The sequence below is a fragment of the Nocardia sp. NPDC051787 genome (genome assembly GCF_040681325.1).
Lineage (GTDB): Bacteria > Actinomycetota > Actinomycetes > Mycobacteriales > Mycobacteriaceae > Nocardia.
In genome coordinates, this window is record NZ_JBFAYO010000011.1 from 1 (window position 1) to 12,424 (window position 12,424).

The 12,424-nt window shown below is 68.6% G+C and carries 8 protein-coding genes; 6 read left to right on the top strand and 2 right to left on the bottom strand.

Going from position 1 to position 12,424, the window contains the following annotated elements; translation table 11 throughout:
* Positions 1 to 2,184: NAD-glutamate dehydrogenase domain-containing protein (locus AB0M45_RS13770; RefSeq protein ID WP_364327416.1), on the top strand; the 2,184-nt coding region annotated here is incomplete at its 5' end.
* 38 nt (positions 2,185 to 2,222) lie between these two features.
* Here AB0M45_RS13770 and AB0M45_RS13775 read toward each other — a convergent pair.
* Positions 2,223 to 3,287, bottom strand: coding sequence for an SPFH domain-containing protein (locus AB0M45_RS13775; protein ID WP_364327419.1), 1,065 nt, complete (start codon positions 3,285 to 3,287; stop codon positions 2,223 to 2,225).
* A 213-nt stretch (positions 3,288 to 3,500) separates the two neighbouring features.
* Here AB0M45_RS13775 and AB0M45_RS13780 point away from each other — a divergent pair, with 213 nt between their 5' ends.
* Both AB0M45_RS13780 and AB0M45_RS13785 read left to right on the top strand, forming a co-directional pair.
* On the top strand, positions 3,501 to 5,039 hold the full coding sequence (locus tag AB0M45_RS13780; protein WP_364327422.1) for an amino acid permease: 1,539 nt from the start codon (positions 3,501 to 3,503) through the stop codon (positions 5,037 to 5,039).
* Positions 5,040 to 5,368: 329 nt separating this feature from the next.
* A complete protein-coding gene (locus AB0M45_RS13785; RefSeq protein WP_364327425.1) occupies positions 5,369 to 7,615 on the top strand; it encodes a tetratricopeptide repeat protein in 2,247 nt (748 codons plus the stop codon).
* Between the two features lie 6 nt (positions 7,616 to 7,621).
* Here the strand turns inward: AB0M45_RS13785 and AB0M45_RS13790 are convergent, their stop codons facing one another.
* Positions 7,622 to 7,978: a DUF1707 domain-containing protein gene (locus AB0M45_RS13790; protein ID WP_364327427.1), complete on the bottom strand. Its 357-nt coding sequence runs from the start codon at positions 7,976 to 7,978 to the stop codon at positions 7,622 to 7,624.
* Positions 7,979 to 8,194: 216 nt separating this feature from the next.
* On the opposite strand from AB0M45_RS13790, the gene AB0M45_RS13795 reads away from it, so the two are divergent.
* The 3 genes from AB0M45_RS13795 to AB0M45_RS13805 all read left to right on the top strand — a co-directional run bounded on the left by AB0M45_RS13795 (position 8,195) and on the right by AB0M45_RS13805 (position 12,370).
* A complete protein-coding gene (locus tag AB0M45_RS13795; RefSeq protein WP_364327430.1) occupies positions 8,195 to 8,929 on the top strand; it encodes a MerR family transcriptional regulator in 735 nt (244 codons plus the stop codon).
* A 243-nt stretch (positions 8,930 to 9,172) separates the two neighbouring features.
* Positions 9,173 to 9,754 carry a dihydrofolate reductase family protein gene (locus AB0M45_RS13800; RefSeq protein WP_364327433.1) on the top strand — a complete coding sequence of 194 codons (582 nt, stop codon included), beginning with the start codon at positions 9,173 to 9,175 and terminating at the stop codon, positions 9,752 to 9,754.
* Between the two features lie 99 nt (positions 9,755 to 9,853).
* Positions 9,854 to 12,370: an AAA family ATPase gene (locus tag AB0M45_RS13805; RefSeq protein ID WP_364327436.1), complete on the top strand. Its 2,517-nt coding sequence runs from the start codon at positions 9,854 to 9,856 to the stop codon at positions 12,368 to 12,370.
* The last annotated feature ends 54 nt before the right edge of the window (positions 12,371 to 12,424 follow it).

Sequence of the window (12,424 nt, forward strand, 5' to 3'; positions counted from 1 at the left end):
CCTGCGCGGGTGGTGCGCCGGGATGGTGATGACACCTATCTGGTGGTGGCCGCGGATAAGGGCACGGCGACGTTTTCGGATATCGCCAATGATGTCGCCCAGAGTTATGGGTTCTGGTTGGGTGATGCGTTTGCTTCGGGTGGGTCGGCGGGTTATGACCACAAGGCGATGGGGATTACGGCCAAGGGTGCGTGGGAGAGTGTGAAGCGGCACTTCCGTGAGATGGAGATCGACACTCAGTCGCAGGATTTCACTGTTGTGGGTGTGGGTGATATGAGTGGTGACGTGTTCGGTAATGGCATGTTGTTGTCCGAGCACATCCGTTTGGTGGCCGCGTTCGACCACCGCCACATTTTCCTCGACCCGAATCCCGACGCGGCTCGCTCGTTCCAGGAGCGTCAGCGGATGTTCGCGCTGCCGCGCTCGTCGTGGGCCGACTACGACCGGTCGTTGATCAGCTCCGGCGGCGGCATCTACGACCGCTCCGCCAAGGCGATTCCGGTGACGCCGGAGGTGCGTGCTGCGCTCGACCTGCCCGCACATGTGACCACTTTGTCGCCGCCGGAGATGATCAAGGCCATCCTGCTCGCGCCGGTCGACCTGCTGTGGAACGGCGGTATCGGGACCTACATCAAGGCGAGTACCGAGACCAACGCCGAGGTGGGCGACAAGTCCAACGACGCGGTCCGGGTGAACGCAAATGAACTCCAGGTCAAGGTGATCGGCGAGGGCGGCAACTTGGGTGCGACCGCGCTCGGCCGCATCGAGTTCAGCCGCAATGGCGGACGGATGAACACCGACGCGCTGGACAACTCGGCGGGTGTGGATTGCTCCGACCATGAGGTGAACATCAAGATCCTGCTGGACGCCGTCGTATCCAGCGGCGAGCTGCCCATCGCCGAGCGCAATCCGTTGCTGGCCTCGATGACCGACGAGGTCTCCGAACTCGTGCTGCGCGATAACATCTCGCAGAACTTCCGGCTGGGGATGTCGCGGGCCGACGCCGCGGGCATGTCCGGCGTGCACGGCAGGCTGATCAACGACCTCGAACAGCGCCGCGGCCTGGACCGCGAGCTCGAGGCGCTGCCGACGGATGCCGAGCTGGCCCGCCGTGCCGCCGAAGGAACCGGGCTGACCTCGCCCGAGCTGGCCAATCTGATGGCGCACGTGAAGCTGTCGCTCAAGGCCGACCTGCTCGCTGGCGACCTGCTCGATAGCGCCGCGTTCGCGTCGGTGCTGCCGGCCTACTTCCCCGCGCCGCTGCGCGAGCGGTTCGCCGCCGCGATCGGCAGGCACCCGCTGCGGCGCGAGATCGTGGCCACCGTCGTGGTCAACGAGATGGTCGACTACGGCGGCATCACCTACGCTTTCCGGCTCGCGGAGGAGGCCGGGGCGACCACCGACGACGCGGTGCGCGCGTACCAGGCGGCGGTGGAGATCTTCGACCTGCACACTCTGTGGGAGCGGATCAGGCAGACACCGATGTCCACGGCGGCGCGCAACGAACTGGAGCTGGAGACCAAGCGCACGCTCGACCGGGCGTCGCGGTGGCTGCTGTCCAACCGGCCGCAGCCGATCGCGATCGGCGCCGACATCGCCAGGTACCGGGACGGGGTGCGTGCCCTGGCCGGCCAAGTCCCCGCCTGGCTGACCGGGAACCTCACCGACGATCTCGCCGAGCGCTCGCGGCGGTCGATCTCCCGCGGCGCGCCGCGGGAGCTGGCCGAGGAGGCCTTCGGGCTGATCCACCGCTTCCCGCTGCTGGATGTGATCGACCTGGCCGACATCGCCGACCGCGAGCCCGCGGAGGTCGCGGTGCTGTACTACGCGCTGAACGAGCATTTCCAGATCGAGCGCCTGTTGACCGCGGTGGGCAACCTGGAGCGCGGCGGGCGTTGGCGGGCGCTGGCCCGGCTCGCGGTGCGCGAGGATCTCTACGATTCGCTGCGCTCGCTGACGCTGGACGTGCTGACCGCTACCGAACCGCAGGACAGCACCGCCGAGAAGATCGCGTACTGGGAGTCGACCAACCGGTCGCGGCTGGCCCGCGCCCGTGCGTCACTGGCGCAGATCTTCGCCGCCGAGACCCACGACTTGGCCGCCCTCTCGGTGGCGGCGCGGCAGGTCCGCGGCATGGTGAGCGGTGGTGAGTCGACCGCCGTCGCACCGACGGTCGCCGGCTGATCCATCCGACGATGCCCGGAGGCATGGCGCGCTCGGCGTCAGCCTCCGGGCATCGGCGTTCCGCAGGCACCGCAGAACTTGGCCGATGCGGCGGATTCCGCGCCGCAACTGGGACAGTGCCGCGGCTGCGGCGCGAGGCGCGCACCGCAGTTCATACAGAACCGCGCGCCCGCCGGGTTCGCGGCAGCACAGGCGGTGCACGACACCTGGGCCGCCTCCGGAACAGCGGGCGGCAGCTGCGGTGCGGCGGAAGGGGTGCCGACCTGCTGGCCGATGGCGTTCAAACTCAGAGCGGCGCCGAGGAATCCGCCGTCAGCGCCGTGGTGGTGACCGTGTGCGAAACCCTGGCTCGCGCCGAGCGCGAGTTCACCCGCGGCGTAGCGCTGGAAATCGCCGGTCAGGGAAATGTACTTGACGTCCTTGGCCAGTCGCTTCAGCCGGTCGGCGTCTTCCGGAGCCAGTGAGATGTCGAAGTTGCCGATCCTGGGGATGCGCAGGCCGTATTCGTAGAGTGCCGTGTTCGTCTGGCGCAGCACCGCGGTCTCGATCGGCTGCAACTGCGCCGAGAGCCCGAGCACCTGCCAATCGCCGCGCGAGATGCCCTGGGTAACCGCGATTTTCATGGACTTGAGCAGCAGGTCGGCGCACCAGCTCTGCACCCGTTGCTGGTCGGTGAGGTCCGCGGTGCCCGCCAGCTGGGTGAGCAGCTCGGCAGGATCGCGGACGGTCAGGGCGAACTCGCCGAACACGCGCAGGGTCACCACCTGCTCGCTGACCGGGTCGAGGATGTCGGCCAGCCGACCGCCGAACCGAATCCCCGGAAACTCTCGTGTGGAGACGAAATACAGCTCGGCGCGATAGAAGTTCCCGCCGGTGACCGTGTCGACCAGTGCGCCGAGCACCGGAAGCTCGGCGGCATCGATGCGGTGCCGGCCCGGGCCCATAGCGGCGATCACCCGCCCGGACTGGACGAAGAGGGCGATCTCGTCGGCGTTGACGATCGCGCGGCTGTAGCGGCGGATGTTGACATCCGGCCACTTGAAGACCAGCTGGTTCTTGCGCTCCTCGGGGACCGCGATGAACTCCCGCTCGAACCACGCCATCTGCGCTCCCTCTACTGTCTTTCCCCATCGAGCGTACCGATACCGAGTGGCTCGTTCAATGATTCATTTTTGCGATTACTGCTGCTCGGACGCCTTTTTCTCAAAGCCATTGATGTCCAGCATGTTACAAGTGGCGAGTCGCTATTGAACGTACCGCTATCTAACGGTACATTGAGCGAAGTTATGATCGCCGTCACCTGAAAGGCCATCGCCATGACCACAGTTCGACCTCCCGCGGAGGCGCCCGCACCCGGTGCCGCGCTGCATGAGGAGGACGAGGGATACCACAAGGCCCTGCGCCCCCGTCAGCTGCAGATGATCGCGATCGGTGGCGCGATCGGCACCGGGTTGTTCCTGGGGGCGGGCGGGCGACTGGCCAGCGCGGGCCCGGGTCTGTTCCTCGTCTACGCCATCTGCGGCGTATTCGTCTTCTTCATCCTGCGGGCGCTCGGTGAGCTGGTGCTGCATCGCCCCTCCTCCGGATCGTTCGTCTCCTACGCGCGTGAGTTCTACGGCGAGAAGCTGGCATTCGCGGTCGGGTGGATGTACTTCTTCCACTGGTGCATGACCGGGATCGTAGACATCACCGCCATCGCGACCTATGTCCATTACTGGGGAGCGTTCGAGGCGATACCGCAGTGGCTGATCGCCCTGGTCTCCCTCGCGGTCGTGGTGAGCATCAACCTCATCTCGGTGAAGTGGTTCGGCGAGCTCGAGTTCTGGGCCGCGCTGATCAAGGTGGTCGCGCTGGTCACCTTCCTGATCGTCGGCACGGTGTTCCTCGCGGGCCGTTTCAAAGTCGACGGTCAGGTCACCGGCCCCAGTGTCATCACCGACAACGGCGGTCTGCTCCCCAGCGGCCTGCTGCCCCTGGTCCTGGTCACCACCGGCGTCGTCTTCGCCTATGCCGCGGTGGAGTTGGTCGGCACGGCGGCGGGTGAGGCGGAGAATCCGGAGAAGATCATGCCGCGCGCGATCAACTCCGTGATCGCCCGGATCGCGCTGTTCTACGTCGGTTCGCTGGTCCTGCTCGGTCTGCTGCTGCCCTACACCGCCTTCAAGAACGGTGAGAGCCCCTTCGTCACCTTCTTCTCGAAGCTCGGCCTGGACGGCGCCGGCTCGGTGATGAACCTGGTCGTGCTGACCGCGGCGTTCTCCAGCCTGAACGCCGGCCTCTACTCGACCGGCCGCATCCTGCGCTCGATGTCGATGAACGGCAGCGCGCCAACCATCGCGGCCCGGATGTCCCGCGGCGGCGTGCCCTACGTCGGCATCCTCGCCACCGGCGCGGTCGCGCTGATCGGCGTCGGCCTGAACGCGGTGGTGCCGGAGCAGGCGTTCGAGATCGTGCTGAACATGTCGGCGCTGGGCACCATCTTCGCGTGGGCCGCGATCGTGGTCTGCCAGCTGCAGCTGTGGCGCTGGTCGCGCACCGGCCGGGTAGAACGGCCGTCTTTCCGGCTGATCGGCACGCCGTACACCAGCTACGCCACCCTGGTGTTCTTGGTCGGAGTGGTCGTCCTGATGGCCTTCAGCGACGACCATGTGCAGCGTGGTGCGGTGATCGCGATGGTGGTCATCATGATTCCCGCGCTGGTCGGTGGCTGGTTCCTCGCCCGCAAGCGGGTGCTGCAGATCGCGGCGATCCGCGAGGGCGTCACCGGACAGTTCCCGGTCCTGGCCGAGCGGCCGAAGCGCCGCGAACAGGGTGGCGACACGGTGGTGATCCTCGACAAGCCCGACGAGGAGTGAGCCAGTATCCGCCCCGGGCCTCTCGCCCGGGGCGGGTCTATTCCCAATGCCGGGAACAACACTCTGCGCATCGACAGGCGGCGGACCAGAATGAAACCCCGATTCAACGGTGGGTTTGAGAGGTTCGTATGCCCGAGCACCCCAGCGCATCCGACCGTCCACTCGGGCATCCGTGGGCGAATCGGCGAATGCGCGGCACCGAGGTGCCTCGGCGAACTTCCCACCCCTGGGCAACTCGGCACCTGCTCAAAACCGAAGTGGCCCCACGACTACCCGATCCGTGGTCGACACCGCGGTGGGTCGAGGAGCGGTCGAAACGTACCGTCGCCGTGGACTCCGTCCCGAGCGTCGTCGAGCCCTCGACCGCTCCGGACACCGCGCCGGAGCCGACCATCGGCACCGCCGAGCTGCTGCTCGGCGAACTCGAATCGGAACCCGGTTCCGGGCGCAGCGCGCGCTCGCGGCCGAGTGTGCGCAGATTGGGTGGTGGTCTGGTGTCCATGCCCAAGGTGAGCCCGCTCGATCCGCGCACCGCGGTCATGCAAGACCCGGAAGTCCCTGAGCACAAACGATTTTGCTGGAAGTGCCAGCAGCCGGTCGGCCGCACGGCCGAAGCCGGGCCGGGTGCGGTCGAGGGGGAGTGCGGCCGATGCGGCTCCCCGTTCAACTTCCGGCCCTCGCTCCAGCCGGGCGAGATGGTCGCCGACCAGTACGAGGTCCAGGGCTGTCTGGCCCACGGCGGGCTCGGGTGGATCTACCTCGCCGTCGATCGCAATGTGAGCGATCGCTGGGTGGTGCTCAAAGGGTTGCAGAACCCGCTCGACTTCGAAGCGCACGTGGTCGCCCTCGCCGAACGCCAGTTCCTCTCCGAGGTGGCCTATCCCGGCATCGTCAAGATCCACAACTTCGTCAAGCACCGCTCCGGCCGCGACGTGGCCGACGGCTACATCGTCATGGAGTACGTCGGCGGACGCTCGCTGAAGAAGATGCTCGACCTCCGTGCGCCGGAACGTATTCAGGTCTCGGAGGCGATCGCCTTCATGATGGAGATCCTGCCCGCGCTGGACTATCTGCACTCGTTCGGGCTGGCCTACAACGACCTCAAGCCGGACAACATCATGGTCAGCGAGGACGAGGTCAAGCTGATCGACCTCGGCGCGGTCGCCGCGATGGAGTCCTACGGCAGCATCTACGGCACCCCCGGCTACCAGGCTCCCGAGATCACCGAGACCGGCCCGACCGTGGCCTCCGACATCTACACCGTCGGGCGGACGTTGGCCGCGCTGGTCATGGACATGCCCAAGAACGCCGACGGCCACCAGCTGCCCGGCATTCCCGCGCTGGAGCAGGAGCCGCTGCTGCGGCGCTACCCCGCGCTGCACCGGCTGCTGGAGCGCGCGACCGATCCGGATCCCCGCCGCCGCTTCCCGACCGCCTATGCCATGTACGGCCAGCTCGCCGGTGTCCTGCGGATGGTGCTCGCCTACGACACGGGCAAGGAGCACCCCCAGGCTTCGCTCGAATTCGGCGCGATGCGTGGCGATTTCGGCATCGAGACGCTGATCGGGCAGACCGACGGGATGGCCGACGGGCGGCACCGGTTGCCCGCGCTGGACGCGCCGAGCGTCGTCGCGGCTCTGCCGGTTCCGTTGATCGACGGCGAGGACCCCAGCGCCGACCTGCTGTCCACGCTGCTGCACGGCGACCCGAGGCATGCCCTGGACGCGTTGCGCCGCACCGCCGACCGGATCGTCTCCGGGACGATCCGGGAGCCGGAGACCTTCGAGCTGGAGGGCACGCTGACCGCGGTGCGCGCACACCTCGACCTCGGTGAAGTGGTGGCCGCGTGCGATCGGCTCGCCGATCTGCGGCCCGACTACGGCACCGACTGGCGTATCGAGTGGTACTCCGCGGTCGCCGCGCTGCTGGACGGGCAGTACGAGCGCGCCTTCGAGTACTTCGATCTGGTGCATCGGATGCTGCCCGGCGAGATCGCCCCCGCGCTGGCGCTGGCCGCAACGGCGGAACTCACCCTGCAACATCTCGGGGACGCGGCCGACGGCACCGACTGGGGCGGGCTCGCCGAGGAGTACTACCGCACCGTGTGGCGGACCAACCACGGCGTGGTGAGCGCGGCCTTCGGCTTGGCCCGCAGACTCGCCGCCGACGGCGGGCTGCTGGAGGCCGTGGAGGTCCTGGACCAGGTGCCGGAGGCATCGCGATATCAGAACATCGCGCGAATGACCGGGTGCCTGCTGTTGGTTTCCCAACCGATCCCGGAGACGACCGAGGCTGACCTGCTGGAGGCCGCCGCGCGCCTGGACGCGGCGCCGGACGAGCCACGAGCGCTGCAACTGCAGGTCATCGTGGTGGGCGCGGCGCTGGAGTGGGTGCGCGCTGGCGGGCAATCGGCCAGTCCCGAAGCGACCCTGCTCGGTTTCCCGTTCACCTTGCTGGGGCTGCAACGCGGGCTGGAGTCGAGCCTGCGTGCGCTGGCGCGGATCGCGCCGCATCGCTTGCACCGGTACCGCTTGGTCGACCTGGCCAACTACGTGCGTCCGAAGTCGCGGTGGTGACCGGACTCAGGTGGTCCGCGCGGTGAGCATGAAAAGCGCTGGCGCCGCCAGGATCACCAGCAGCCACAGCCAGTTGCCGGTGGTCACCGCGAGCACCACCGAGAACACCACTGCCGCCCCCGCCAGCACGACGAGGCGGGGCAGCGGATTGGCCGGGATGACCTCGGGTGCGGGCGGTGTGCTGCCGGGCAGCTCGGCGAACAGCTCGGCCAGCTGAGCTTTGCTGGTCGCCGCCGCGACGGCCGCGCTGAGCTCGTCGAACTCGGCCAGACCGATTCTGCCCGCGCCCAAGTGCTGGGTCAGCTCGCGAAGTGCCCGCTCCCGGTCGGCGATACTGGCCGGAGGGCCCGCAGATTCACCCATGCCGGAAGGATAGGTGCAGCGGCAAAAGCCGTGCACCGAGCGGGTTTCCAAGGGCGGGAAGGGTGCTCGGCCGCGGGGTGGCGCCCGCGCCTCCTGAGCATGGATGGCCACCACGCGCACGGCGTTTGCTGGTTTGTCGCTGGAGACCGGTCGGTCGCGCAGGCAATGGCCGCGCACCGGCCGTCGCGCCGTGTTGCGATGTGGTTTCCTTGAAGTATGACTGCGGGTGTGGAGTACACGATCGACGAGCTGGCGCGGGAGGCCGGTACGACCGTGCGCAGCCTGCGCGTTTACCACGAACGCGGGGTGCTGCCGCCTCCGCAGGTCAAGGGGCGGACCGGGTTCTACGGCGCGGACCACCTCAACCGGGTGCGCACCATCAGCAGGCTGCTCGACCGGGGGATCAAACTCAACGGCATCAAGGAATTGCTCAACGCCTGGGACCGCGGCGACGACCTGGGCGACATCCTGGGCGTCGGCGAGCCCGGCGCGCCAGAGGCGGCCGCCGTCGATACCGGGGACACCATCGCGGCGACCGAACTCGCCGACCGCTACCGCGACGTGCCCAACGGTCTGGCGCGGGTCGTCGCCGCGGGTCTGTACGAGCCCGTGGACGCGGCGACGTACCGGATCGCGGATCGGCGGCTGGCGCACGGTTTCGATCGCCTGACCGCCGCGGGCATCCCGGCCGATCAAGCGCTCGGCGAGCTGGAGAAACTGCGCGCCGACGCCGACCGGATCGCCCGCCGCTTCGTCGACCTGTTCCGGCGCACGGCCTGGGCGTCGTTCCAGGATTCGCCGGGCGGCCCGGCGGAGGTCGCCGACCTCACGCAACGGCTGGCGGACAGCCGCGCGGTCCCCGGCGAGACCGCCGTGGAACTCGTAAACCGCTTCGTCACAAAGTATCTCGACCAGGACACCGAGCTTTCCGAGACCCTGTCGCAGGATTGATCGGCGCGCGCGGCCGAAACCGCTGGAATATCTCCATTTCAGATTCCCATCAGTGGAGATACGTGACAGTAACGTGCCGTTAATTAGCGGTATATTGGCCTCGTTCGGCGCGCCTTCGTACTGTTGCGACGCCACCTTTCGTCGTCTACCTAAGTATGTCTTCCACCGACCTACCGATGCGCCGAAGTGTCGCTCTCCCCGACAATCTGACCGTCGCACAAGGGCAGCAGATGGGTGTGGGCAATGGGACGCGTGACACTGTGGATGCAGATGTCGCTCGACGGCTTCGCGGAGGGGCCGGATGAGGAAATCCACTGGCCAGTGGTCGACGAGGAACTGTGCGAGTCGTTCCTCGACGAACTGCGTTCGGCCGACCTGTTCCTCTACGGCCGCAAGACGTACGAGATCATGGCATCGTTCTGGCCGACCGCCGACGTGGATCCGGCGATTTCGGAGTTCTACGTCGATTTCGCGCGGTGCTGGAAACAGACGCCGAAGCTCGTCTTCTCCCGGACCCTGCGCGCCGCCGGGTGGAACACCCGCATCGTCGGGGACGATCTGGTCGAGCAGATCACCGCGCTACGCGCGCAGCCCGGCTGCGACATGGTCCTGTTCGGCGGCGCGGAGACGGCGTCGGCGTTCATGAAGCACGACCTGATCGATGAGTACCGGCTGTTCGTCCACCCCATACTGCTCGGTCGGGGCGTCCCGTTGTTCCCGACGCCCGCGGTGGCCTCGGGGCTGCAGCTCGTCGACGTGATGACCTTCGACAGCGCGGTCGTCCAAATGCACTACCAGCAGACGGCCGCGGCGTCGACAGTGTAGTGCGCGCGGCCGCCGGGGACCGCCCACACGGGATGTGAGACGAACGTTAACCTCTGATTGCTCAGCGCGTGGGCGCGTCGTCGGCTAACTTTCGTTTGTATGTCCCTGGTTCAGGCACGTGGCGACGTGCTGCCTGCGTCCACCAGTGAATTCATCGGCCGGGAGACGGAATTGGACCGGCTGGGCGCGCTGCTGGACGGTGACGCCCGCCTGATCACCCTGGTCGGCCCCGGTGGGATCGGCAAGACGCGATTAGCCGCGGAGGCGCTGCGCCGTGGCTCGCGGGCCGGGCGCAGGCCGGTCTACTGGGCGCGGCTGGCCGAGCTGGAGCCCGACAGCACCGCGACCGCGCAGGATGTGATGCAGTCGGCGGTGCGCACCGATCTCAGCTCCCCACCCACCGGTGCCGCGCTGGTGCGCACTTTTACCAGCGGGGACCGTTCCGCGGAGCGTGCGGTTCTGGTGCTGGACAACTGCGAACACCTGCTCGGCGCGGTCGCGGCGATGATCGCCGAGCTGCTGGATGCCGCGCCGGGGCTGACCATTCTGGCCACCAGCCGCGAGCCGATCGGCTGGGCCGACGAGTACCTCCTGGCCGTGCCGCCGCTGTCGCCGCGCCAGTCGCTCGAATTGTTCCGCGAGCGTGCCGAACTCATCGGGCGGGCGATCCCGGACGATCGCGAGCAGGTCGCCGTCGCGGCGCGGATCTGCCGCCGGGTCGACCACAACCCGCTGTTCATCCGGCTGGCCGCGGCCCGGCTGCGGCATCAGCCGCCGGTGATGGTGCTGCGGGAACTCACCGGCGACGCCGACGACAAGCGCCTGCGCTGGACGCACGGAGCCCGGGCAGGCGCCGAGGAGCGCCACCGCGGCGTCTACGACGTCATCGCTTGGTCCTTCGCGCTGTGCAGCCCGCCCGAGCAACTGCTGCTGGAGCGGCTGTCGGTCTTCGCCGCGGGGTACGAGACCGATGACGAGTCCGTCCGTGGCGGTATCGAGCTCGATGCCGCGATCGCGGTGTGCGCCGACGACTCTTTGCCCGCGCGTGACATCGAACACCTGCTGGAGCGGCTCACCGAACAATCGCTGGTGTCGGCGCACCTGACCGCGACGACCGTCAGCTGGTACCTGGTGGAAAGCGTGCGCGTGTTCGCTCGCGATCACCTGCGCCGCCGCGACCGCGGCGAGTTCGACCGCCTCGCCGCCCGGCACCGCCGGTACTTCCGGGACAAGGTTGTCGCCGGACAGGCCATCTGGCTCGGCCCGCACGACCTGGCCTGGCTGGCCTGGGCGCGGTCGGCGTGGAACGACATCGTGCTCGGCATCGAATCCGGCCTCGCCGATCCGGCGGAGGCTGTGATCGCGCTGGAGACCGCCACGGTCCTGCTCTCGATGAAGATCCCGTTCGTCAAGTACGGTGCGGGCGCGCTGACTCGGCTGACCGAACGCGCGCTGGAAGCCACCAACGCGGCCGGGCTCCGTCCCTCCGGGGTCGCCGACCTCGCCACCGCGCTGCTCGGCTGGATCTCTTTGTGGCAGGGGCGCAGCGACAACATCCCGCAGTTGCTCGCCGACTGCATGACCGCGCCGGCCGGGGCGGGGCCGCGCTACACCGACGCGGATTTCGGATTGCCCGCGCCGGTGGAATGGATGTGGGGCCTCGAGCTGATGCTGGTGCGCGGCGACCCGCGCGCGATCACCGTCCTCACCCGGGCTCGGCACAAGTTCGCCGAGCAGGGCGACCGCATCGGCGCCGAGCGCAGCGACGTGTTCGTTGCGTTCTGCTCCGCCCTCGTCGGTGACCGGCAGCAGGCGCTGGAGAACACCGCGCGATTCCTGGAGCGGTCGGTGTCGTCCGGCTCGACGCTCTCGACGGCGTGGGCCGAGATCGCGCGGGCGGTGGCGCTGGCCAAACACGGGTCCGCCGCCGAGGCGCTGGCGATGACCCACGGCGTGCTCACCCGCCACCGCGGTGAGCGGGACACCTGGACGGCGACCTGGGCGGTGGGCGCGCACATCGTCGCGATGGGCCAAGTGCTCATGGCCGAGCGGGCCGACGGTGGGGATCCCGCGGCGGCAGCGACCGCGGCGACCGAAATCGCCTATTTGGTGGGGAGTTTCAAGACGCGGCAGCGCTCGATGGGTATCGCTGTGGACCGGGTGCCGCTGGTCGCCGCCGAGATCCGCAGTGCCGCGGAGGTCGCGCGCACGGTACTCGGCGACCGGGCATACGCTTCGGCCGAGCGCCGGACCCGGCTGCGCCCCGAGCTGGACGCGCTGTGGTGGCCGGCCACCGAATCGACGCCCGCGCCCCGGCGGCCGGACCGGCCGAGCGCTGCCCGCCCCGCGTCGCGGCGGCCCAGCTCGCGCTGGAACGACTTGTCCCAGGCCGAACGCGACGTCGCCATCCTAGCCGCGGCGGGCTGGCCCAACAGCGCCATCGCCGCCCGGCGGCGCAGCTCCATCCGGACGGTTGACGCGCAGGTCGCCGCCATCCGGCAGAAGCTGATGATCGCCTCCCGAGCCGACATCGCCGGCCACATTCCCGCCGAACTCGCCGACCGCGTCCGCCACGAATCCGAGCGGCGGCCCAGGCGCGGCCGCAGGCGTGCCTGATGGCCTATTAGGCTGCTGCTCCCGGTAATTTCTGGATCGATAGGTGTGGGCGGC